Source organism: Sporosarcina sp. USHLN248 (assembly GCF_037144575.1).
GTDB classification, from domain to species: Bacteria; Bacillota; Bacilli; order Bacillales_A; family Planococcaceae; genus Sporosarcina; species Sporosarcina contaminans.
Map to the genome: position 1 here is coordinate 23,109 of NZ_JBBCZC010000029.1, position 24,771 is coordinate 47,879.

Consider the following 24,771-nt stretch of genomic DNA (forward strand, 5'->3'; position numbering starts at 1 on the left):
TGTGAACAAGTTGAGTAGGCAGGTGTTTGAATTGAAAGTTGTATTACAGCGTTCAGGCAAAGCAAGTGTTACTGTTGATGGAGAAATCACTGGCTCGATTGACAAAGGATATGTATTGCTTGTCGGATTGACGCATGAAGATGAAAAAGAAGATGCAGAGTATATAGCGAAAAAAATAGCAGGCCTGCGTTTATGGGAAGACGATGATGGAAAAATGAACAAATCAATTGATGAAGTTGGAGGTTCCATTCTTTCTGTATCGCAATTTACACTATATGGTGATGTCAGAAAAGGGAGACGCCCGAGTTTTATTGAAGCTGCGAGACCAGAAAAGGCTGAGCCTCTATGGCACTATTTCAATGAATGCTTAGAGGGCTATGGACTTCAAGTAGAGACAGGAGTTTTCGGTGCAATGATGGACGTAGAACTTGTGAATGACGGTCCAGTAACAATCATAGTCGAATCAAAATAAATTTGAAAAGAGACGATCACTTTCCTCTGAGCGAGAGGGGTGATCGTCTCTTGTTTATTGACTCCCATCAAAATACTCAAGGAGGCCTTGATAAATTCCATGTGTAGCCTGTTCTCTGAATAGATCCGTTTTCAAGATTCGTTCTTCGGAAGGATTTGATAAAAAGCCCAACTCAATTAAAACGGCATTCTGCTTATTTTCCCTCAAAACTAAAAAGTCGGCAGGCTGTGCACCCCGGTTCCTAATGTTAATCGCCCCATCTAAGCCGTTATTAATTGCTTCTGCTAAAGATTTTTGCGATGTTTGTGTGTAGTACGTTGTAAATCCAGTAACCGAGCTGTCTAAGTTAGCGTCATAATGGACGCTGATGAATGCATCAGCTTGAGCTTGGTGGCCGATGGAAACTCGTTTTCTTAACGAAACGTACGTATCGGATTCTCTCGTCATAACGACGTTGGCACCGGCAGCTCTCAACTTTGCCGAAAGCAATTCGGTCGTTAACAGCGTCAAATCTTTTTCATCGGTCCCTCTCGACCCGGTCGTTCCTCTGTCATTGCCTCCATGTCCTGCATCGATGACAATCGTTAAACCATTTAGAGTACCGGCAGCTCTTGCAACCGTATTTTTCGGTTGCTCTTTTTTCTGCAACTCTTCGTCACCTGTAGTTACGACCCATTTTGCAATAAAGGCCGTATCACCAGATTCAAGTGCGATTTCATACCAATCACCATCTTCTTTTACGACAGGAAGTCTTTTTCCTGCATTGACGCGAGTTACAATTTCAGAAGCAGTTGTTGCAGAAGATCTAATGTTTGTCCCATTCGTCAAAACGGTTACAGTTGTTTTACTGTCATGGCGTAAGGAATCATCTTTTTTACCAGTTAGATATCCGTGGAAAGAATAAACCCAACCAGACTTCTTTTTTCCAAGGTCGATTCGAACCCAATTGCCATCTGACTCGATTACAGAATACGATTCGTCTTTATGTACCAATCCAACTTTTTTTGCCTTTAGATCTGCTTTTTTTCGAACATTCAACGCATCAACTGAAACGGTAAATAATTGATCTTGTTCCACATTAGATGCGATCTTCTCAACAGACTTTTCCCGCGATTCGCTTTCAATCTTTTCTTCTTTTTCAGTTTGTTGATGAACTAATTCCGTTACATAATCGGCATATACCCATCCGTCTATTCCGTTTTTCTGAATAGCGACCCATTTATCAGTTTGTCCAGTCATAAGTGCTTCTTCCCCGGCACTCAATTGACCAATGATAGCAGCGTTTATGGATGGTTCCGTCCGTATGTTTAAGGCATTTACCTTAGAAATGATATTTTTTGGTTGGTTGTCCAAAGACTCTTCGGATGTAACGAGCCATGAAGCAATCCAGCCAGTGCTTGCGCCTAACCGAATTTCCAGCCAATCGTTTGAAGTAGATAAAATATCGACGGACTCGCCTCTCTTCATTGAGCCAATAACTGGATACGTAAGTCCGGGACCAGATCGGACATTCAATGAAGCCGTATTTACTACTGCCGTTCCGCTATTGGCAATTATGACGGATTGATTGTAAAAGATTGCTAACGTTAAAACGGCGACGATTGTCCAAATCTTCACTTTCGACAAACTATCACTCTCCTTTAAGAATAATTGTAGTGTTTTTTCGAATAAAAAACTACAATGAAATGAAAAAGGTTGACACTTCTGTAGTAAATCGCTAAGATGTTGGTTAATCTAATCGATATAAGGCAATACAATTAAAACCCTATGACGTGGCAAGTAGCTGCTTTGCAGACTGACAAGAGAGGGGTGGACGAGGCTGAAATCCACTCTACAGACGGAAGTAGCGAATAACACCATCGAGGATCCATGCTGAACGAATCATTCTATTAGGTGTGGACGGAACCGGCCGTTATCCGGATACGAGTGGGCTCGATGATAATCGAAGCCAATTTGGGTGGAACCGCGGAAGCTACTAGCTCTCGTCCCTTTATTAACAAGGGATGGGAGCTTTTTCTATTGTTCGCGGAAAAACGATGTAGGAGAAAGGGGAAGTCTTATGAAATTTAAAGTGCCAAGAGGGACGCAAGATATTTTGCCATCTGAATCATGGAAGTGGCAACAAGTTGAAGCGATTATTCGTGATGTATGTGAATTGTACCGCTATAAGGAAATTCGTACTCCGATGTTTGAGCAGACGGAATTATTCCAAAGGACCGTTGGAGACACGACAGATATCGTTCAAAAAGAAATGTATACATTTACAGATAGAGGAAACCGTTCCATGACGCTACGTCCAGAAGGAACAGCATCTGTCGTACGTTCGTATGTAGAACATAAAATGTTTGGCTATCCAGATCAGCCAGTAAAGCTTTATTATTCAGGACCGATGTTCCGCTATGAAAGACAGCAAGCCGGAAGGTATCGTCAATTCGTACAATTTGGCGTGGAAGCAATCGGCAGTGCTGATCCTGCCATCGATGCAGAAGTTATTTCACTTGCTCTCGATGTATATCGCCGCGCAGGCTTAAAAGACTTGAAATTGGTATTGAATTCATTAGGAGATGGGGAATCAAGAAAGGCACACCGTGAAGCCTTGATCGCTCACTTTGCACCGCATATCGGCGAATTTTGCACCGATTGCCAATCAAGATTGAACAAAAACCCATTGCGAATTCTCGATTGTAAAGTAGATCGAGATCATCCGTTAATGGCTTCAGCTCCTTCATTAACAGATTATTTAAATGAGGAGTCTGCAGCTTATTTTGAAAACGTGAAGCGCTATTTGGACGCCATCGGCATTTCGTATGAGCTTGACCCGAATTTAGTACGCGGGCTTGATTACTACAATCACACAGCATTTGAAATTATGAGCACGTCCCAAGGGTTCGGAGCGATTACAACTCTTTGCGGAGGTGGTCGTTACAATGGCGTATCAGAAGATATCGGCGGGCCGCACGCACCGGGCATCGGATTTGCAATGAGCATTGAACGCCTATTATTAGCGCTTGAAGCAGAAGAAAAAACGTTCGTAGATGAACCGGATTTGGATGTATACATCGTATCACTTGATGAGGAAGCACACCGAAAAGGATTCACGGTTCTAAATGATTTGCGAAATGCGGGCATACGTGCGGATATGGATTACATGGACCGCAAGATGAAAGCTCAAATGAAATCGGCGGATCGGTTTAACGCAAAAACAGTAATTGTCATTGGTGAAGACGAAGTAAAAGAAAATGTTGTGCAATTAAAAAATATGGAAGATGGCACACAACAAAAAGTGAAAGATAGTTTACTCCTAGAAAAAATTAAAGAACAGTTGAAATAGGGAAGGTTGATGAACAATGCAGCGAACACATTATTGCGGAGAATTGACTGAAGACGTAATCGGTCAGCAAGTAACATTACAAGGATGGGTGCAAAAACGCCGTGATTTGGGCGGATTGATTTTTATTGACGTGCGCGACCGCACAGGCATCGTGCAAGTTGTTTTCAATCCGGATTTCTCTCAAGAAGCGCTTGAGTTGGCAGAGAAAATCCGTAATGAATATGTGATTGAAGTGAGAGGAAAAGTTGTAGAACGTGAGGAGAACCAAAAGAACGAAAAGCTAAAGACTGGTTCTATTGAAATACACGCAGAACAATTAAAAATCATTAACGAAGCAAAGACGCCTCCATTTATGATTGAAGATGAAACGGATGTCAATGAAGAGATCCGTCTAAAATACCGTTATTTAGATTTGCGCCGTCCACAATTGGCAAAAGTTTTTAAAATGCGGTCGGATATTTCAAAAACAGTGCGAAACTTTCTCGATGATGAAGGATTCATCGAAGTCGAAACGCCTATCTTGACAAAATCGACACCAGAAGGCGCACGGGACTATCTCGTGCCAAGCCGTGTGCATGACGGTGCATTTTATGCGTTGCCGCAATCTCCGCAGTTGTTCAAGCAAATGCTCATGGTATCCGGTTTTGACCGTTACTATCAAATCGCACGTTGTTTCCGTGATGAAGACCTGCGTGCAGACCGACAACCTGAATTTACGCAAATCGATATGGAAATGAGTTTCATGTCGATTGAAGACATTATTGAGTTGAATGAAAGATTAATGAAAAAAGTGATGAAGGATGTTAAGGGGATCGATATTGAAATACCATTCAAGCGAATTCCGTATGATGAAGCGATGGCACGTTTCGGTTCCGACAAACCGGATACAAGATTCGAGATGGAATTGATCGATCTATCCGAAATTGTGAAAGACTCTTCATTCAAAGTGTTTGCAAGCGCGGTTGAAGCAGGTGGCCAGGTGAAAGCAATTAACGTAAAAGGCGCTTCTGACAATTACTCTCGGAAAGATATCGACGCGTTAGGTGAATTTGCAGGACGGTATGGTGCAAAAGGGCTCGCATGGCTTAAAGTGGATGCAGAAGGCTTGAAAGGCCCGATCGCTAAGTTTTTTGAAGAGGAAACTGCAGAGTCATTGAAAAACGCTTTACATGCTGAAGCTGGTGACCTTTTATTATTTGTAGCAGATAAAAAATCTGTTGTTGCAGATGCATTAGGCGCTCTTCGATTGAAATTAGGGAAGGAATTGAATTTGATTGACGAATCGAAATTCAATTTCCTCTGGGTAACAGATTGGCCGCTATTCGAATACGACGAAGAGGAAGGCCGTTATTATGCTGCCCACCATCCGTTCACGATGCCGGCTAATGTCGAGGAGCTTGAAACGAAACCTGAAGAAGTAAAAGCTCAGGCGTATGACCTTGTTCTGAATGGCTACGAATTAGGCGGAGGTTCTTTGCGGATTTATCAACGTGATGTTCAAGAAAAAATGTTCAAAGCATTAGGCTTTACACAAGAAGAAGCGCGGGAGCAATTCGGCTTCCTGTTGGATGCTTTTGATTATGGAACACCTCCACATGGCGGTATTGCATTCGGTTTAGATCGCATTGTAATGCTATTATCCGGCTCGTCTAATTTACGAGATACAATTGCATTCCCGAAAACAGCAAGCGCAAGCGACCTGTTGACTGAAGCGCCAAGTGAAGTTGATCAGGCACAGCTTTCCGAGTTAGGTATTGCTGTAAAAACAACTGAAAATCACTAACGCAACTCTCGTAAAATTGTAAAAATGGCAAAAGTAAAATCGTTGAACCGAAAAAAAATGTATGGTAGTATACAAGTAATACGAATCCTGAGGTGTTCGTCTTTGACTAATCAGTTTTGACCGAACATATTGATCGTAGGGAGTCTGCATTTCATTCTGGATGACATGCCTTCTTTAAGGGGACTTCAAAAGGAATGGAGAAGACACCCACCTGCTGAGTGCGGGTTCAAAGCGATACGAATAAGACGGCACATTCGGGATTCGTAACTGTTTTGATTTGAAATGACACGAATTTAGTTTAATCCCCCTCTTGCTTCATTGCAGAGGGGTTTTCTATTGACATATTTTATTTTGAAAGGCGGAATCATTTTGTTGCACCAATTTTCTCGCAATGAATTAGCGATAGGCAAAGAAGGCGTAGAACGGATGCGCCAAAAAACGGTTGCTATTTTAGGTGTTGGCGGCGTCGGTTCGTTCGCTGCAGAGGCTTGTGCAAGAAGTGGCATTGGCCGCATTATTTTAATCGATAAAGACTCAGTCGATATTACGAACGTCAACCGTCAACTTGTCGCAAGCCTATCGACTATAGGCAGATCGAAAGTGGAAGTGATGGAGGAGCGGATTGCTGATATTAATAAAGAATGTGAAGTAATCAGTTTGCATATGTTTTACACGGAAGAGACTTATGAAGAAATTTTCAGCTACAAGCCTGATTATGTCATTGATGCATCGGATACGATCAGCTATAAAATTCATTTGATCAAAGAATGTGTCAAACGAGGCATCAAAATTATTTCAAGCATGGGCGCTGCAAATAAATTAGATCCTACAAGATTTCAAATTGCTGATATTTCTAAAACTCATACAGATCCGATTGCAAAAGTCATCCGTCTTCGTCTGAGAAAGGAAGGTATTCAAAAAGGCGTTCCTGTCGTTTTTTCAGACGAGAGCCCAATCGTTGTCCGGGAAGATGTCGTTGATACAGTAGGAAATCCTGACGCAAACATTCGAAAAGCGAAAATGCCACCAGCATCGAATGCGTATGTACCTTCTGTTGCAGGTCTTATTTGTGCAAGCTATGTGTTGAATGATATCGTCAAGGATATCCCGATTGAACGGGTGAAAGATAAAGCGAATATATGAGGATAGAGCTGTTTAGAAGGTTGGTTTTCACTGACTTTTTGAACAGCTCTTTTGTAAGTAAAAATAAAGGGATACATGTAACCGTTGCTCCGTACGATTTTGAACTAAGAGAATAAACATGTACAAAACGTAGTGAATAAGAGTGGGGAAAAATAGACGAATTCATAAAACAATCATAATCGAATAATGAATACAACTTGTTATAATGACATAATGCTGATACAATTGACCTACTATATAGGGCTTAGAATAGTAATATAGTATAAAGAGTTTGAGCATGAGAGGATTGGGAACGATGAAAAAACAGGATGGCATTTTATTGGAGAGCGGCACGAACGAACTTGAAATCGTCGAATTTGAAATGGGACATAACAGATATGGCATAAACGTAATTAAAGTAAAGGAAATTATTCTTCCTACGCCAATTACAGTAATCCCGCATGCTCACCCTGCAATAGAAGGCATTATGCAGTTGAGAGGCGAAGTATTGCCTGTCATCAATATGGAAAAAGTGATGGGACTTCCTCAAACAATCGGACCAAATGATGGAAAGTATATCGTAGCAGCTTTCAATAAACAGGAAGTCGTCTTCCATGTCCATGAAGTGACTCAAATCCATAGAATATCATGGAATCATATCGAAAAGCCTTCAGACCTATATTCCGGAGATGCTTCGCAAGTGATCGGTGTCATTAAGCGTGAACGCGATATGCTATTGTTATTAGATTTTGAAAAGATTGTAATGGAAATTAATCCAGATAGTGGCATTCGTGTAGAGGAAGTGCAGAAGTTAGGTGAGAGAGAGCGATCTGATAAACGAATTGTCGTCGCTGAAGATTCACCAATGCTTCGAAAATTGCTGAGTGACACATTATCTGAAGCAGGATATGTCAATATCGAGTTTTTCGAAAATGGAAAAGATGCTCTGAATTTCTTGGAAGCAATCGTCGCTGATGGTAAGACTGTTACAGATGAAATTCAATTAGTGATTACGGATATCGAAATGCCTCAAATGGACGGACACCACTTTACGAAACGTATTCGTGAGAACAAGGATTTAAGCGCATTGCCAGTTATTATTTTCTCCTCACTCATTACTGATGAGCTAAAGCATAAAGGAGAAAGTGTCGGTGCAAACGATCAAGTAAGCAAACCAGAAATCGCTGAATTAGTATTGAAAATGGACCAATATATTTTATAATAAAACAACCGCCGTACGGAATTCTTACGGCGGTTTTCTTTATTTATTGCGAAACTCTTTTAAACGTTTATATATGCTAGCGATTTTTTTCTCTTCTCCTGCAATGACCGGTTCATAAAATTCTATATGCGCTATTTTATCAGGCAAGTATTGCTGATCAACCCATCCTCCGAAAGAACCGATTGGCGTATCATGAGGATATAAATAACCAACATGTCCCAATTGTTCAGCTCCGCTATAATGAGCGTCCCGTAAATGAAGAGGTATATCCCCGGCATTGCCTTCGTGAATAGCCCTTGAGGCGGCATCAATTGCTTTGTATGCAGAATTTGACTTAGAAGACAAGCACATCTCAATGACAGCATTCGCTAATGGAATTCTTGCTTCAGGCATGCCTAATCGGATTGCTGCGTCTGTCGCAGCCAAAACATGAGGGCCGACTTCTGGTGCAGCAAGACCTATATCTTCATACGCCATGACTAAAAGCCTTCTTGTAACCGCGATTAGATCGCCAGTTTCCAAAAGGTTTGCCAAATAGTAAATTGCCGCATTGACATCGCTTCCACGAACTGATTTTTGAAGCGCAGACAGTAAATTATAGTGATGGGATCCTTTTTTATCTCCAACAAGACCAATTCTGCCGATTAAATTATCGATGAGCCAATCTTCCACCTGTATTTTCCCATCTTCTTCGTCACTAGCTGATATTAATGACTCTAATAAGGTGAGAGCTTTCCTGGCATCTCCGTTCACTCCTTCAGAAATACGTTCAACCTGTTCATCGGTCATTTCAATGGTGAGCTTCCCGAGTCCGCGGTCTTCATCCTGTAATGCTCGATGAATTAAAGCGTTAATATCTTCGGTTTCTAACCGCTTTAGCTGCAGTATTTCTCCGCATCTAGAACGGATAGCTGGATTGACATCGTGAAATGGATTTTCAGTAGTAGCACCAATTAAAACAATTGCTCCACTTTCAACATGAGGAAGCAATGTATCTTGCTGTAATTTATTGAAACGGTGTATCTCATCTAAAAACAAAAGCACTTTTCCTGAAATCCGTGCCTCAGAAACGACTTGCTCGACGTCTTTTTTTCCTGATACGGTGGCGTTCAATGCGATGAATGGAAGGCGGCTCGTCCCGGCAATTGCGTATGCAAGAGAGGTTTTTCCGATTCCGGGATCCCCATACAATAACATAGACGGTACGTGTCCATTTTTGATCATCCGGTATAGCGCCGTTTCTTTGCCGATAATATGCTGTTGTCCAGCAATTTCATCAATCGTTTTTGGACGCATCCGAAACGCCAATGGCTCATTGTTCAACAAAATCACTCCTCCGTACATCCGTTCTTCCATTATACACAAGTGTCAGGTTCAAGTCATTTGGAGGAAGTGATTAATATGTTATGATATAATACCTTGAAGGAATTTAGGAAAAGGACGTTGGTTGAACGATGAGAATTTCTACGAAGGGCCGCTATGGGTTAACGGTTGTTGTTGAATTAGGTAGAAAATATGGGGAAGGGCCATTGCCCTTACGTAAAATTGCGGAAGAGCAAAATCTTTCCGAAGCTTATTTAGAGCAATTAATCCCGCCGTTAAGAAATAGCGGCATCGTTAAAAGTGTTCGAGGGGCATATGGCGGCTATAAATTGGCAAAAGCGCCTACTGAAATAACCGCAGGAGATGTCATCCGCTTATTGGAAGGGCCGATTCAAATTGTCGAAGGTATAGATGACACAGATGTTCCACAGCAAGAGTTATGGAATCGAATTGGAGAGGCGATCAGGGGCGTACTTGATACGACAACGATAGAAGATTTAGTTGCTTCGGACAGTAAACCCGAGCAAGACGGCTATATGTTTTATATATAAAAGCGTGTTTTGGAATTTCCTTATTTTATAAAGGAGTACTATCAATGGAAACTATTTATCTTGATCATGCTGCTACAACTCCGATGCATCCGGAAGTGAGCGCAGTATATATGCAAATGATGGAAACTGTATTCGGAAATCCTTCAAGCATCCATAGTGTTGGGCGTTATGCGCGTAAAATGGTCGATGATGCACGTAAAGTCATTGCTGAAGCAATCCATGCAGAACCTACCGAAATGATCTTCACTTCTGGCGGAACGGAAGCGGACAATATTGCGGTTTTTGGTACAGCTATGTCAATGTCGGATAAAGGAAAACATATTATTACGACTGCAATTGAGCATCATGCAGTTTTGAATGCGTGCAAGGAATTAGAGCGTAAAGGTTATGAGGTTACTTATTTGCCGGTGGATGAAAATGGATTAATTCGAGTGGAGCAAGTGCGTGAAGCATTAACGGACCAAACAATTCTTGTTACGATAATGTACGGGAATAATGAAGTCGGTGTAATTCAACCGATTCAGGAAATTGGTGAATTGCTGAAAGACCATCAAGCCGTTTTTCATACCGATGCCGTGCAAGCTTTTGGCATTGAAGAGTTGGATGTAACGAAACTAAAAGTAGATTTACTCAGTGCATCTGCACATAAATTGAATGGTCCGAAGGGCATTGGATTCCTATTTCAGCGAAAAGGTTTGCAAACGAGCCCAATCTTTTTTGGCGGCCAACAAGAGCGTAAGCGTAGGGCGGGTACTGAAAACGTTCCTGCTATCGTCGCATTTGCGGAAACCGTAAAAATTGCTCAGCGCCAAATGGTTGAAAATCGCGAGAAATATAAGCGATATGCGGACATAATGACCACTGTTTTTGACGATAACGGCATTGAGTACGAAGTGAATGCAAATGGAGCACAAAAGCTTCCGCATGTCCTAAATATTAGCTTTCCTAATACAGATATTGAGTCATTGCTCGTCAATTTAGATATGGCGGGTATAAACGCTTCAAGCGGTTCTGCTTGTACAGCAGGTTCATTGGATCCTTCACATGTGTTATCTGCCATGTTCGGGAACAGTTCGCCAAAGCTAAGAAATTCAGTTCGCTTCAGTTTTGGTCTTGGACTGGATGAGAAAGACATTCGGGAAGCAGCTCTAAGAATTGTGGAAATCGTAAAACGGCTTAATAGTTGAAAAAATAAAGGATGGATTGAAATGAGAACAATTAAACCGCCTGCAGAAACAAGAGTTGTCATCGGAATGTCTGGAGGCGTCGATTCGTCGGTCGCTGCTTTGCTCTTAAAAGAACAAGGCTATGAAGTGATCGGCATCTTCATGAAAAACTGGGACGATACAGACGAATTTGGCGTTTGCACAGCAACTGAAGATTATGAAGACGTCATTAGCGTCTGCAATGAAATTGGCATACCTTATTATGCTGTTAATTTTGAAAAACAGTATTGGGATAAGGTTTTCACTTACTTTCTTGACGAATACAAGGCAGGAAGGACGCCTAATCCGGATGTCATGTGCAATAAGGAAATCAAATTCAAAGCATTCCTTGATCATGCGATGAGCCTTGGTGCGGATTATTTAGCGACTGGTCACTATGCGAGAGTTGTTGAAACAGAAGATGGTGTCGCTATGCTGAGGGGTGAAGATGCTAATAAGGATCAGACGTATTTCCTCAATCAATTGACACAGGACCAATTGCAAAAAGTAATGTTTCCAATCGGCGATATTGACAAAAAGAAAGTTCGGGAAATTGCTGAAAAAGCAGGATTAACAACGGCGAAAAAGAAAGATTCAACGGGCATTTGCTTTATTGGTGAAAGGAACTTTAAAGAATTTTTAGGCCAATACCTTCCCGCTCAGCCAGGCAAGATGAAAACGATGGCAGGTGAAACGGTCGGCAAGCATGACGGATTAATGTATTACACAATTGGACAGCGCCACGGCTTAGGAATTGGAGGTGCAGGTGAACCTTGGTTCGTTATCGGCAAAGATTTATCTTCAAATACATTATTAGTCGGACAAGGTTTTCATAATGATGCACTCTATTCTGATAGCTTGACAGCAACCGATATCAGTTTTGCGACAGCCCGAAAAATGCCGTCAACTTTTAAATGCACGGCTAAATTCCGTTATCGTCAGCCAGATACAGAAGTGACAGTTGAACTGCAAGAAGGTAATCGAGCAATTGTTCATTTTGCACAACCGGTTCGAGCGATTACGCCAGGACAAGCAGTTGTTTTCTATGATGGAGATGAATGCTTAGGAGGCGGAACAATCGACACGGTTATAAAAAATGGTAAGCAACTTGATTATGTAGGATGAGAGGTTTACAACATGGAACAAAATGAAATTGGCATTAAGGCGTTACAAGAAGGAGCGTACGAAAAAGCGATTGAAGCTTTCATGAAAGCGGCGGAAGAAGAACCGGATAATCCTGTCGGTTATATTAATTTAGGAAACGTATTTGCTTCTGCTGGAGACGTTGAAAGAGCAGAACGTTTTTTTCAAAAAGCGATTTCTTTAGATGAAAATGCCGGTTCTGCATTATACGGATTAGGCAATCTTTATTACACGAGCGAGCGCTATGGGGAAGCTGCTAAGCTATATGAAAAAGCTGTACGTGCTGGGTTAGATGAGGCGGATGCTTATTTCATGCTAGCGAAAAGCTTAAAGCGTGCTGATCAACAAAAGCTTTCCCTTCCATATTTTCAGCGTGCAGCAGAATTATCTCCAGAAGATCTTGAAATTCGTTTAGCATACGGCATCGCCCTTGCCGAATTGGAACTATTCGAGTTAGCTGGTGAAGAGCTGCGCTTTGTCATCAGCAAAGATGCCGAAAATGCAGATGCACATTATAACTTAGGTGTACTATATGCGGTCTCTACGGATCGCAAGGAAGATGCATTGCATCATTTAGAAAGAGCTTTTACAGTCGAGCCAGAACATACACAGGCGCGCTATATTTATGACATGATCCAAATGGGTAGCGAGCAATAAAGAAAGTAATGAAAAGGTGATGGATATGGAAGAGAGAAACGAAACGACTACAAAAGAAGAAATTTTTTTAGTAGGAAGACCTGTCGTAACGATCTTCCATAATCCTGACAACCTATTTTCCATCGTAAAGACGAAAATATTGAAGACGAATTGTGGCTATACAGAAAAAGAAATTGTCATTAAAGGAAATTTTCCTGCTCTTAATCAAGAAGAAGAGTACCGTTTCACTGGTAAATTGGTGAATCACGCTACATATGGCCAACAGTTTGATGTGCACACCTTCAAAAAAGAAATGCCCGAAACCGAAACTGGCATTATTCATTATTTGTCAGGTGATTTATTTCCGGGTATCGGAAGGAAAACAGCAGAAACGATCGTACAGACGTTAGGCAAGGATGCAATTAAGCAAATTCTTGAAAACGATAATGTGTTGGATCGAGTTCCCCGTCTTTCCGATGAACGGAAAGAAACGCTTATTACAGTGCTACGAGAGAACTTAGGGTTGGAACGGACGATGGTGCAGCTAACTGATTGGGGCTTCGGACCGCAACTGTCGATGAAAATTTACCAGACGTATCGAGAAGACGCCATTGAGCTGTTGAATGAAAATCCATTCAGGCTCATTGAAGAGGTCGAAGGAATTGGCTTTCAACGTGCGGATGAATTGGGCAAGCAATTGGGCATTACGGGGAAGCATCCTGATAGGGTGAAAGCTGCCATATTGCACACAATGAATACAGCCGTCCAATCAGCAGGCCACGTTTATATGGAAGCAGATCATGTCCTTCCGGAAGTGAAGCGGCTTTTGGAGTCGAGCCAGCGGGAAGAAATACCGTTTGATGCCATTTCTGCCGGTGTTATTGAATGTGTAGAAGAAGGCAAACTATGCGCTGAAGGGAAAAGACTCTATATTCCATCTCTCTATTTTTCGGAAATCGGAATTGCTTCAAAAATCGACCGTATTTTACAAAATGATTTTGCGGACCAATTTCCGGCTGCAGAAATTCGCAAGGCGATCGGAGAGGTTGAAGAGCGGTTAGGTGTTAGCTATGCGGAAACACAAGTGCAGGCCATTGAACAAGCATTGCATTCACCCGCAATGATTTTAACAGGAGGTCCCGGTACAGGGAAAACTACTGTGATCCGAGGCTTTGTTGAGGTTTATGCAGAATTGCATGGCTTATCTTTGGAGCCGAAAGAGTATGCAAAAAAACAGGAACCTTTTCCAATCGTCTTAGCTGCCCCAACTGGCCGTGCAGCTAAGAGGATGTCGGAATCGACAGGATTGCCCGCGATGACAATTCATAGATTATTAGGATTCACCGGCCAAGAAAAAGAAGACGCCGAGGGCAAAGAAGTAGAAGGCCGCTTAGTTATCATCGATGAAATGTCGATGGTTGATACGTGGCTCGCCCATCAGTTATTGAAGGCACTTCCGAATGATACGCAAGTTTTGTTTGTAGGCGACCAAGATCAACTCCCTCCAGTAGGACCGGGGCAAGTATTAAAAGATCTATTGGATTCAAAAAAAGTTCCGACGATTGAATTGACAGAAATCTATCGTCAAAGTGAAGGTTCCACCATTATCGAAATGGCCCATATGATCAAACAAAATCGACATATAGATAATTTAACGCAAAAGACGGGTGACCGTTCCTTCATAAGAGCGAATAGCAATCAAATATTGCAAGTCGTTGAGCAAGTGATGAAAAATGCATTATCCAAAGGCCATCATATAAGAAATGTTCAAGTGTTAGCGCCGATGTATAAAGGTCCTGCAGGCATCGATGGACTTAATAAAATGATTCAACAGCTTGTCAATCCTCCTGGGCCAGACCGGAAAGAAGTTGTTTTTGGAGATGCCGTTTATCGAATTGGCGATAAAGTACTACAACTCGTCAATCAGCCTGAAAGCAATGTATTTAACGGAGACATGGGAGAAGTCATTGCGATTATAAAAGCGAAAGAGACAGTCGATAAAAAGGAACTATTAGTCGTGTCGTATGATGGCATCGAGGTGACATATGAGCGGAATGATTTAAATCAAATTACACTTGCATATTGCTGTTCGATTCATAAATCCCAAGGAAGTGAATTTCCGATCGTCATTATGCCGATCGTGCGTGGCTACCGTAAAATGCTCCGCAAAAATCTTCTTTATACAGGCATTACGAGAGCGAAAGACTTTTTGATCCTTTGTGGTGAACCTGAGGAATTTAGCTATGGCGTTTCAAGAACTGACGAGACGAAAAGACAAACAACTTTAAAAGAACGTTTAAGCGACGGATTCGCCGAATCAATGGAGGACGAAACGGTTCTTGAAAAAGAGGAATCTGTATCTGCACAAAAAATAGAGGAACCAGCAGTTGCAAATTTTGCTGAAGCTGAAAAATGTACCCTTAGCAAACAAACAATTTTCGGAATTGATCCTATGATCGGCATGGGAAATGTAACGCCTTACGATTTTTTGGAAGGAATGGATTGACAGAAGGAGCGTCTTTCCCTATAATCCAAAGTATCATATTGATCACGTTGATGGAGAAAGTAAGCTGATTGCCACGAACAGAGAGGAGCTCCTTGGCTGTAAGAGTTCCCTTGGCATCTGTCCGAAAGCTACTCCAGAGTGCAACTAATCCTTGCCGTTCGCCGCGTTAAGGCTTCCGAGATACCGGTCTACAAACCGGTAAATTAGGGTGGTACCGCGAGAATAGATCTTCGTCCCTTCATAGGGATGAAGATTTTTTTATTTTCGTTCATCGTGAAATCATAAGGAGGGCATATTCATGAAAAAGTTGACAGCAACACAAATTCGGCAAATGTTTTTGGATTATTTCAAAGCGCATGGACATAGCGAAGAGCCATCCGCGCCTTTAGTTCCAATTGATGATCCATCCTTATTATGGATCAACAGCGGAGTAGCAACGCTAAAAAAATATTTTGACGGACGTGTTATCCCGGAGAATCCGAGAATCGTAAACGCTCAAAAATCAATCCGTACGAATGATATCGAAAATGTAGGGAAAACAGCAAGGCATCATACTTTCTTCGAAATGTTAGGTAATTTTTCAATCGGAGATTACTTTAAGGAAGAAGCGATTATTCGTGCTTGGGAGTTTTTGACGAGCGAACAATGGATTGGATTCGAACCAGAACTTTTGTCTGTTACGGTTCATCCAGAGGACGAGGAAGCATACGCTATTTGGAGAGATAAAATTGGAATTCCTGAAGAGCGCATTATCCGGCTCGAAGGAAACTTCTGGGATATCGGAGAAGGTCCAAGCGGCCCGAACTCAGAAATCTTTTACGATAGAGGCCCATCGTATGGTGATGACTTCTCTGATCCAGAACTATATCCTGGTGGGGAAAATGAAAGGTATTTAGAAATTTGGAACTTGGTATTTTCTGAGTTTAACCATAACCCGGATCATTCGTATACGCCGCTTCCAAAGAAAAATATTGATACGGGCATGGGGCTTGAACGGATGGCATCCGTCATTCAAAATGTGCCGACAAACTTTGATACGGATTTATTCATGCCAATTATGCATGCAATCGAGAAAGTATCCGGTGAAACTTATGGTAAAGATGACGAAAAAGATACTGCTTTCAAAGTCATAGCAGACCATATTCGGACAGTCGCTTTTGCAATTGGGGATGGGGCATTGCCGTCCAATGAAGGACGTGGATATGTCCTTCGAAGATTGTTGCGTCGCGCGGTCCGTTTTGCTAAGCAATTAGGTATCGAGCGCCCATTCATGTACGAATTGGTTCCAGTCGTTGGAGAAATTATGAAAGATTTTTATCCACAAGTGGAAGACAAGCAGGACTTTATAAGGAAAGTCGTAAAAAATGAAGAAGAACGTTTCCACGAAACATTGAATGAAGGCTTGGCGATTTTAAACGGTGTCATTAAAAAGGCGAAAGAAGAAGGTTCTTCAATTGTAGCTGGAACAGATGCATTCCGCCTTTATGATACGTATGGTTTTCCATTCGAATTGACTGAGGAGTTTGCTGAAGAGGCTGGTGTAACAGTAGATCGTGAAGGCTTTGAAGCAGAAATGCAACATCAGCGTGATCGCGCTCGTGCGGCTCGCCAAGACGTTGACTCAATGCATGTGCAATCGGAAGTGTTAGGAAATCTGCATGAGAAAAGTGAGTTTATCGGCTATGATGCATTGTCCTGCAATGCAAAAATTGTAACATTGTTGCATAACGGCGAGGTAGTGGACCATGCTTCAGAGGGGGATGAAATTCAATTCATTCTTGATCGAACACCATTTTACGCGGAGAGCGGAGGCCAAATTGCAGATAAGGGAACACTTGTCAATGATTTATTCATCGTAGACGTAAAAGACGTGCAAAAAGCGCCGAATGGACAGCATTTGCATACAGCAACCGTTCGTTCCGGTGATGTTACTGTCGGTGCAGAAGCGTATGCTGAAGTGAATAAAGAAGATCGCAAATTGATCCTCAAAAACCATACTGCAACGCATCTTCTTCATAAAGCTTTGAAAGAAGTGTTAGGCGAGCACGTAAATCAGGCAGGTTCATATGTCGGTCCGGACCGTTTGCGTTTCGACTTCTCCCACTTCGGACAAGTGAGCAAAGAAGAGCTGGAGCAAATTGAACGCATTGTCAATGAAAAGATTTGGGAAGAGATTCCGGTGAAAATTGAGCAAAAGCCGATCAATGAGGCAAAAGAGATGGGTGCAATGGCGCTGTTTGGTGAAAAATATGGCGATGTCGTACGTGTCGTATCAGTAGGTGACTATTCACTTGAACTTTGCGGAGGGTGCCATGTTTCCAACACAGCGAATATCGGCGTTTTCAAAATCGAATCTGAAAGCGGAATCGGAGCAGGCACGCGAAGAATTGAAGCATTTACAGGCAAGCAGGCTTATCGATCGTTTAAAGAGGAAGAAAGCTTGCTTATAAACGCAGCTGTATTGCTAAAGTCCAATCCGAAAGAAATCGTTAATAAGGTGAGCTCGGCACTTTCAGATATGAAAGAACTGCAACGGGAAAACGAATCGCTATCCGCTAAATTGGGGAATAGTCAATTGACAGATATTATTGAAAGTGCAAGCAAAATTGACGGCATGACTGTCATTTCTGCTCGAGTAGATGTGAAGGATAATAATGCTCTTCGACAAATGATTGATGAATTAAAGCAGAAATTGACAAAAGGAATTATTGTATTAGGAACTGCATCAGATGGAAAAGTACTATTGGCTTCTGGAGTAACGGAAGACTTGAAAGGCGGGAACTTCCATGCAGGTAAAATCGTCAATCATGTAGCGTCTCTTTGCGGAGGAAAGGGCGGAGGGCGCCCTGATATGGCGATGGCCGGAGCGAAAGATGCTTCTAAACTTGATGAAGCACTTCAATCCGTGTATGATTATGTCAAATCCGTTTAAGAGGAATGATATGTCGGGTATAGGCAAGTAGGAAAGGTATCCGATTTGCGACGGATGATTGGAAAGCGGGGTGTCGGCTATGGATTCATACGACAAGACGATGAAGTTCAACTTTCCTGAAGAATCGATGGAGCAGGAAGTGACACAAGTCATGCTTCATGTTCATAAGGCATTGGAAGACAAAGGTTACAATCCCATCAACCAGATTGTCGGCTATCTTTTATCGGGCGACCCAGCTTATATCCCACGCCATTATGAAGCCAGAAACCTAATTCGTAAACTGGAGAGGGACGAAATATTGGAGGAACTTGTAAAGTTCTATATCCGTGAAAACGGAGGTTCCGGTAAGTGAGGGTAATGGGATTGGACGTTGGCTCCAAAACGGTCGGGATCGCAATCAGCGATGCCCTTGGATGGACAGCCCAAGGCATCGAAACGGTGAAAATCGATGAGAGCGCCGGCCAATTTGGCATGCCAAGAATTCAAGAATTGGTTGCAGAGTATGAAATAACTTCATTCGTCGTCGGCTATCCAAAAAACATGAATAATTCAGTAGGACCGCGTGGAGAAGCTTCCGAGAAGTATGCGGAACTATTAAAAGAAACATTCGGATATCCTGTTGTCCTTTGGGATGAAAGGCTTACGACCATGGCTGCGGAGCGTATGCTGATTGAGGCGGATGTCAGCCGAAAAAAAAGAAAGTCAGTGATCGATAAGATGGCTGCGGTCATGATACTTCAAGGGTATCTTGATTCAAAAAATAGATGAGGTGATAACATGGAACACGGACAGGAAACAATGACAGTAGTTGACGAGCACGGTGAAGAGCATGTTTGTGAAGTGATTTTTACATTTGATTCGGAGGACTTCGGTAAATCTTACGTTCTATATCATATTTTAGGCGAGGATGAAGTGGGAGACGATGAAGAAATTGAAATCCATGCATCTGCATTCATTCCATCTGAAGACAATGAAGACGGCGAATTGCTACCGATCGAAACAGATGAAGAATGGGATATGATTGAAGAAATGCTAAACACGTTTTTAGCTGAAGAGGACGAAGACGAGGAATAATCCATATGTGCACGGACGGAATGGTGCAGGCCATTCCGTTTTTTTCTGTACAACAGCACTGCAAAGAGGATTTCATTCCTTGAATTGAGGTGAAAGATCGATGGGGAAAGACTCAAAGAAAGATGTTATGTTCGAAAAAATGATTGAACAGAAAAAAGAAGTGAAGATTGTCAGACGGATTGTATTTGCTATTGCACTCGTCGTTTTGATAATCGGTCTTGTTGGCAGCCGGGCTGTTTATAAATACATAACAGAATCGCTGCAGCCGGTAGATCCGGACTCCGAAGAAACGATTGAAGTTGAAATCCCAATAGGCTCTGGATTATCTTCGATTGCAGAAACGTTGGAGGATGAAGGGATTATTCGTAACGCGAAAATATTTAAATACTATGCAAAGTTCAACAATGAGTCGCAGTTCCAGGCAGGTACTTACGCATTATCAAAATCAATGACGCTTGATGAACTTATTCAAAGCTTGAAAACAGGAAAAGTTTACCGCGAACCTGTTTTCACAATCGCAATCCCCGAAGGCTTGACTTTAAAACAAATAGCAAAAATTGTAGAGAAGAAAACGAGCATTACTGAACAGGCATTCATGAGCTATGTAGAAGATGAAAAAACGATCGATGATTTAATGGGGAAATATCCGAACATTTTAACAGATGAAATCCGGAATGAAAATATTAAATATCCTTTAGAAGGTTACTTATTTCCGGCAACCTATCCATTTTACGAAGAGAATCCATCAGTTGAGACGGTAGTTGAAACGATGTTAGATGCAACTGCGGCCAATTTGACGCCTTACTTGACGTATCTTCAAGAACAGGAAAAATCTGTCCATTGGCTACTGACATTCGCCTCTTTACTTGAGAGAGAAGCGACAGCGAAGACAGATCGTGAAACGATCGCAAGTGTCTTTTACAATAGGTTAGATATCGATATGCCGCTTCAAACTGACCCAACAGTGCTCTATGCTTTAGGGGAGCATAAAGATAGAGTGCTCTATTCGGATTTGAAAGTTCAAGACCCTTATAATACGTATGTTGTGAAGGGATTGCCGCCAGGACCGATTTCCAACGCAGGAAAGTCATCGATCGATGCGGTCGTTGAACCGTCAGATACGGATTATTTATATTTCTTAGCTGATAAGGAAGGGAATAACCACTTCACCAACTCGTATGAAGAACATTTGAAAAATCAGGCGAAATACTTATCTGGCGATTGATGCTGTGAATGGAAGTGAACTTAATGAATGAATATGAAGCATATCTTTTATCTTTTGAGCAAGAGGAGAATCCTTTATTTACGGAGATAGAGCGCTTTGCAGAAGAGAACAAAATTCCGATAATGGAAAAGAACGGAATTAACACGTTTATTAGTCTTTTACGGATACAGCAGCCGACCTCTATACTTGAAATTGGAAGCGCAATAGGATATTCTGCTATACGGATGGTTTCCGCTCTGAAAGATGCTTCAGTTGTCACAATCGAAAGAGATTCGGAACGGTATGAATCTGCTTTGGAATATATACAACGAAGCGGTTTAGAGAATAGGATTCAGTTGATTCATGCAGATGCTTTGGAATTGAATGATGAAGAATTTGCTCATCGTAAATTTGATGCGTTGTTCATTGATGCTGCAAAGGGGCAATATAAACGATTTTTTGAAAAGTATGCCCCATTCGTTCAACATAATGGCATCATATATTGCGACAATATGTTTATGCACGGTGCTGTTCTTTTAAGCGATGAGGAAGTGCCAAAGCGCAATCGTACGATGATCCGGAAGCTAAAAGAATTTACAGAATGGATCATGCACCATCCAGATTTTGATGCATCAATGCTTCCGATTGGAGATGGCATTTTAATCGCGAAAAAGAAGTAAGAAGGTTGGAGTCATATGATTAATTGTTTTGCATACGACAACTATTGGTTCGAGTTGCCTTCAGGATGACGTTCATATAGACTTCTTTTCTTAATTTTTTTCAAGATTTATGGCATCCCCGGAGCAAAAATTAATTCAGCCGGGGTTGTACCCTTACTGGATCATAGTTATTCATACCCCCACTTGCAGAAATGGGGGAATTCTGCTGAATTCAGTTTAAGGGAGGAAAAGAAATGGAAATGAGAAAACCTCTTGTCATAGGTATTGCCGGAGGTTCTGGCTCGGGAAAAACGAGCGTAACAAATCGAATTTATGATGAGTTTAAAGAACACTCAGTAGTTGTTATAGAACAAGATTACTATTATAAAGATCAATCTCATTTAGAGTTTGAGGAAAGATTGTTAACGAATTACGATCACCCTCTTGCTTTCGATACAGATTTGCTCATTGACCATATTGACAGACTGTTGAATAGAAAGCCGATCGAAAAGCCAGTGTATGATTATGCACGCCATACTCGTTCGAACGAAATCGTTGTAATTGAGCCAAAAGATGTTATTATTCTTGAAGGGATCTTAGTGCTGGAAGATGAACGGTTACGCAATTTGATGGACATTAAACTGTTTGTCGATACTGATGCTGACCTTCGCATTATCCGGCGAATCCTCCGCGATATTAACGAACGGGGAAGAAGTGTTGAATCTGTCATCGAGCAATACTTGACGGTTGTTCGGCCGATGCATAATCAATTCATTGAACCGACAAAACGATATGCAGATATAATTATTCCAGAAGGCGGTCAAAATGAAGTGGCGATCGACTTGATGGTGACGAAAATAAAAACAATTCTTGAATATGGAACGAAATTGTAATATGATAAAGTCAGAATTTAATATCAACGCCTTAGATTTGATTGCGTCCTGATTTTCGGGTAAGGTCCGAAAAAAATCTATCGAAAATCCGAGACACCCGCTGGAGGCTCTATCTTAGTTCAGCAGGAATTTGAACGCTATATGAACATAAATTCCATCGAAAAGAGGTTCGAGTCTTCTGCTGAAAAAAGATAAATAAGACTATGTCGCATACGTATTATAGAAGCGACATAGTGTTTTTATGAACAGGAATATGAGGAGTGTTGTAAAATGGTATCTGAGAAAAAATACCCAATGACATTGTCTGGAAAGAAGAAGTTAGAAGAGGAACTTGAATATTTAAAAACGGTTAAACGTAAAGAAGTTGTAGAACGAATTAAAATTGCCCGCAGTTACGGTGACCTTTCCGAGAACTCTGAATATGATTCAGCTAAGGAAGATCAAGCATTTGTAGAAGGAAAAATCTCAACATTAGAATCCATGATCCGCAATTCTGTTATCATTAACGAAGATGAGATGAACAATGACGAGGTGCAGCTTGGGAAAACGGTTACATTTAAAGAGTTGCCTGACGGCGATGAAGAGACGTACACAATTGTCGGATCTGCGGAAGCAAATCCGATCGAAGGATTAATTTCAAATGATTCACCGATTGCCAAAGGTTTGATTGGCCGCAAAAAAGGCGATGAAGTGAAAATTATGACACCCGGGGGAGAAATGACGGTTACGATCGTAGACATTAAGTAACCTTTTGGGGGCCGCTTTCAGCTGAAGGCGGCTTTTCCTCTTTGATTGGGTATTGTAGCACTTTAGAATCTCGACTTAAGATGCATGGTGAAATAGTGTTCCAGTTCTATCTAACTACATTATACATCAATGCGAAAAGAAAGAACTTTGTGGCTACGTATCGGAAAATGGACTACCTTATGCGTTTTAGCATTGGATTCATAGACAGAAAAAACTGCTGCAAATTATTCCGAATTAATATGGAGTAGTCGATTTCGCGTAATCGCATATAAGGAGGGGGTACTATGGAAGAGCGGGATCCAAAATTTTCGCGTGTCGGACGGAAGAAAAAACGTTCAAATCAATTGTTGAATATTTTAATCGGTGCAGTCGTTATCTTGATTATAATAACTGGCTATACAATTATCTCCGGAGGCAACGACGATAAAGCCGATAAAGACACGGCATCAGATGATAATATTGATTTAGTGGTGGATGAGGAACAGGATGAAGATGACTCTGAAAAGGGAACTGAAGAGCAAGAAGAACCTGACGATATAAGTGAAGAGCGGGCTTCGTCCGACGGAGCATCCGAAGAAAATGATTCGGAAAGAAATCGCAATGAAGAGCAAAGCACGGATGAGCCCGGCACGGTGACAATTACAGAAGGAGATGACGGAATCGTCAAGGAAACCGTTATTGAAACGGCATGGGAGCCAATCGGCACCGAGCAAACTGGAGAGCATGTGTCTTTATATGATGGCGAATCTGTTGATTGGAATGAGAAGAAGAAGGCAATTTCCTATGCGACAAATGTGCCTGAAAGCAACTTGATTTTCTGGAAGATCAAAAATGGTGGCGATCCACAAAAATCGATAGGGATCGTCTCGACGAAAGATCAATCCGAAAAATATCGTGTTTATTTGGAATGGGTGGATGGTGAGGGCTGGAAGCCAGTCCAAATGGATATTTTAAACACATTGGATTTTGATTATTGAACGGTACGTTCAGTTGGAGGTTGTATGAATGAGAATTGGAATTATCGGTGCAATGGAGCAAGAAGTGGAAATTTTAAGAGGAAAGTTAGCAGACCCACAAATTTCAACAATTGCAGGGTGTGAATTCATTGAAGGGACAGTTAGCGGACATATTGTTATCGTAGTAAAAAGCGGAATTGGAAAAGTGAATGCAGCGCTTGCGACAGCGCTTTTAATCCAACAGTACGAACCGGATGTTATTTTAAATACAGGCTCAGCAGGAGGCTTTGATCCTTTACTTGATGTCGGTACTGTTGTCATTTCAGATGCTGTTTGCCATCATGATGTCGATGCGACAGCATTCAACTACGTTATTGGTCAAGTGCCAGGCATGCCGGCAAAATATGAGGCTGATGAGAAATTGATTGAAGTGGCGCGTGAAGCGGTAATTGAAATTGGGAAGCATCCTTATGCTGTTGGCTTGATTGCTTCTGGAGATGTCTTTATGAGCGATCCCAAAAGAGTGGCACTTGTGAAGGGGCAATTTCCGGAAATGATTGCTTCTGAAATGGAAGCTGCTGCAGTTGCACAAGTTTGCCACCAATTCGGCACGCCGTTTGTTGTTATTCGAGCTCTATCCGATATTGCAGGAAAAGAATCATCAATAAGCTTTGACGAATTCCTGCCATTAGCGGCTCGTCATTCTTCAGATATTGTTTTACAAGCTATATCGAAATTGTAATTGGTTTATGGTAAAATAGTAGAAGGGTATATTTCCTTGCAAAGGAGGGAATCTTCAATGTTCTATTTAATGGCAGGCGTATTCTTTGCAACGACAGTAATCGCGGTGATTATTGCGCGCGAGGTAGCTGGCGAATAATGATGAAATTGAATTCAAAGGGGGGCTGTCCAGAAAGTCAGTGAAAACTGATTTTCTGTGATAGTCCCTTTCTGGTTGGAGAATAAATGGGGAACCCCTGACAACCGTCGCTTTCCGTTCCAGGCGCACGCT

At 41.7% G+C, this 24,771-nt stretch carries 22 protein-coding genes, 1 other RNA gene and 1 other annotated feature; of the genes, 21 read left to right on the top strand and 2 right to left on the bottom strand.

Features of this window, described 5'->3' with window-relative positions; genetic code table 11:
* The first annotated feature begins 31 nt into the window (after positions 1-31).
* Positions 32-472, top strand: coding sequence for a D-aminoacyl-tRNA deacylase (gene dtd, locus WFH04_RS12380; RefSeq protein ID WP_336824370.1), 441 nt, complete (start codon positions 32-34; stop codon positions 470-472).
* 54 nt (positions 473-526) lie between these two features.
* Here the strand turns inward: dtd and WFH04_RS12385 are convergent, their stop codons facing one another.
* The gene (locus WFH04_RS12385) at positions 527-2,089 is read right to left on the bottom strand and encodes an N-acetylmuramoyl-L-alanine amidase family protein (protein ID WP_336824390.1); all 1,563 of its coding nucleotides are present in this window, start codon (positions 2,087-2,089) and stop codon (positions 527-529) included.
* A 141-nt stretch (positions 2,090-2,230) separates the two neighbouring features.
* Positions 2,231-2,465: a binding site (T-box leader), on the top strand.
* Positions 2,466-2,531: 66 nt separating this feature from the next.
* Here WFH04_RS12385 and hisS point away from each other — a divergent pair.
* The 5 genes from hisS (at position 2,532) to WFH04_RS12410 (ending at position 7,930) form a co-directional block, all read left to right on the top strand.
* The gene (hisS, locus tag WFH04_RS12390) at positions 2,532-3,803 is read left to right on the top strand and encodes a histidine--tRNA ligase (protein WP_336824371.1); all 1,272 of its coding nucleotides are present in this window, start codon (positions 2,532-2,534) and stop codon (positions 3,801-3,803) included.
* A gap of 16 nt (positions 3,804-3,819) precedes the next feature.
* Positions 3,820-5,586, top strand: a complete 1,767-nt coding sequence (gene aspS / locus WFH04_RS12395; protein ID WP_336824372.1) for an aspartate--tRNA ligase — start codon at positions 3,820-3,822, stop codon at positions 5,584-5,586.
* 81 nt (positions 5,587-5,667) lie between these two features.
* Positions 5,668-5,851: non-coding RNA, 6S RNA (ssrS, locus tag WFH04_RS12400), on the top strand.
* A 104-nt stretch (positions 5,852-5,955) separates the two neighbouring features.
* Positions 5,956-6,729: a tRNA threonylcarbamoyladenosine dehydratase gene (locus tag WFH04_RS12405; protein WP_336824391.1), complete on the top strand. Its 774-nt coding sequence runs from the start codon at positions 5,956-5,958 to the stop codon at positions 6,727-6,729.
* Positions 6,730-7,024: 295 nt separating this feature from the next.
* Positions 7,025-7,930: a chemotaxis protein gene (locus WFH04_RS12410; protein ID WP_336824373.1), complete on the top strand. Its 906-nt coding sequence runs from the start codon at positions 7,025-7,027 to the stop codon at positions 7,928-7,930.
* 39 nt (positions 7,931-7,969) lie between these two features.
* On the opposite strand, the gene WFH04_RS12415 is transcribed toward WFH04_RS12410, so the two are convergent.
* A complete protein-coding gene (locus WFH04_RS12415) occupies positions 7,970-9,253 on the bottom strand; it encodes a replication-associated recombination protein A (protein ID WP_336824374.1) in 1,284 nt (427 codons plus the stop codon).
* Between the two features lie 131 nt (positions 9,254-9,384).
* Between WFH04_RS12415 and cymR the strand changes: the two genes are divergently transcribed.
* The 15 genes from cymR to mtnN all read left to right on the top strand — a co-directional run bounded on the left by cymR (position 9,385) and on the right by mtnN (position 24,501).
* On the top strand, positions 9,385-9,804 hold the full coding sequence (gene cymR / locus WFH04_RS12420; protein WP_336824375.1) for a cysteine metabolism transcriptional regulator CymR: 420 nt from the start codon (positions 9,385-9,387) through the stop codon (positions 9,802-9,804).
* A gap of 44 nt (positions 9,805-9,848) precedes the next feature.
* The gene (locus WFH04_RS12425) at positions 9,849-10,991 is read left to right on the top strand and encodes a cysteine desulfurase family protein (protein WP_336824376.1); all 1,143 of its coding nucleotides are present in this window, start codon (positions 9,849-9,851) and stop codon (positions 10,989-10,991) included.
* 21 nt (positions 10,992-11,012) lie between these two features.
* Positions 11,013-12,134, top strand: a complete 1,122-nt coding sequence (gene mnmA / locus WFH04_RS12430; protein ID WP_336824377.1) for a tRNA 2-thiouridine(34) synthase MnmA — start codon at positions 11,013-11,015, stop codon at positions 12,132-12,134.
* 12 nt (positions 12,135-12,146) lie between these two features.
* Complete coding sequence (locus WFH04_RS12435; protein ID WP_336824378.1) at positions 12,147-12,809, top strand: tetratricopeptide repeat protein; 663 nt, start codon at positions 12,147-12,149, stop codon at positions 12,807-12,809.
* A gap of 25 nt (positions 12,810-12,834) precedes the next feature.
* On the top strand, positions 12,835-15,294 hold the full coding sequence (recD2, locus tag WFH04_RS12440) for an SF1B family DNA helicase RecD2 (protein ID WP_336824379.1): 2,460 nt from the start codon (positions 12,835-12,837) through the stop codon (positions 15,292-15,294).
* 298 nt (positions 15,295-15,592) lie between these two features.
* Positions 15,593-18,226, top strand: coding sequence for an alanine--tRNA ligase (gene alaS / locus WFH04_RS12445; RefSeq protein WP_336824380.1), 2,634 nt, complete (start codon positions 15,593-15,595; stop codon positions 18,224-18,226).
* A 79-nt stretch (positions 18,227-18,305) separates the two neighbouring features.
* Positions 18,306-18,578, top strand: coding sequence for an IreB family regulatory phosphoprotein (locus tag WFH04_RS12450; protein ID WP_336824381.1), 273 nt, complete (start codon positions 18,306-18,308; stop codon positions 18,576-18,578).
* Entirely contained in the window at positions 18,575-18,994 is a 420-nt protein-coding gene (gene ruvX, locus WFH04_RS12455) for a Holliday junction resolvase RuvX (RefSeq protein ID WP_336824382.1), read from the top strand. Before WFH04_RS12450 ends, ruvX begins: the two co-directional genes overlap by 4 nt.
* A gap of 9 nt (positions 18,995-19,003) precedes the next feature.
* On the top strand, positions 19,004-19,300 hold the full coding sequence (locus WFH04_RS12460; protein WP_336824383.1) for a DUF1292 domain-containing protein: 297 nt from the start codon (positions 19,004-19,006) through the stop codon (positions 19,298-19,300).
* Positions 19,301-19,400: 100 nt separating this feature from the next.
* A complete protein-coding gene (mltG, locus tag WFH04_RS12465) occupies positions 19,401-20,525 on the top strand; it encodes an endolytic transglycosylase MltG (protein ID WP_336824384.1) in 1,125 nt (374 codons plus the stop codon).
* A gap of 23 nt (positions 20,526-20,548) precedes the next feature.
* Positions 20,549-21,184: an O-methyltransferase gene (locus WFH04_RS12470; RefSeq protein WP_336824385.1), complete on the top strand. Its 636-nt coding sequence runs from the start codon at positions 20,549-20,551 to the stop codon at positions 21,182-21,184.
* Positions 21,185-21,417: 233 nt separating this feature from the next.
* A complete protein-coding gene (udk, locus tag WFH04_RS12475) occupies positions 21,418-22,056 on the top strand; it encodes a uridine kinase (protein ID WP_336824386.1) in 639 nt (212 codons plus the stop codon).
* Positions 22,057-22,326: 270 nt separating this feature from the next.
* Positions 22,327-22,803 (top strand): transcription elongation factor GreA, encoded by a 477-nt coding sequence (gene greA / locus WFH04_RS12480; protein ID WP_336824387.1) that lies wholly within the window; start codon positions 22,327-22,329, stop codon positions 22,801-22,803.
* Between the two features lie 284 nt (positions 22,804-23,087).
* Positions 23,088-23,780 (top strand): YrrS family protein, encoded by a 693-nt coding sequence (locus tag WFH04_RS12485; protein WP_336824388.1) that lies wholly within the window; start codon positions 23,088-23,090, stop codon positions 23,778-23,780.
* 28 nt (positions 23,781-23,808) lie between these two features.
* Positions 23,809-24,501 (top strand): 5'-methylthioadenosine/S-adenosylhomocysteine nucleosidase, encoded by a 693-nt coding sequence (mtnN, locus tag WFH04_RS12490; RefSeq protein WP_336824389.1) that lies wholly within the window; start codon positions 23,809-23,811, stop codon positions 24,499-24,501.
* Positions 24,502-24,771: the final 270 nt, after the last annotated feature.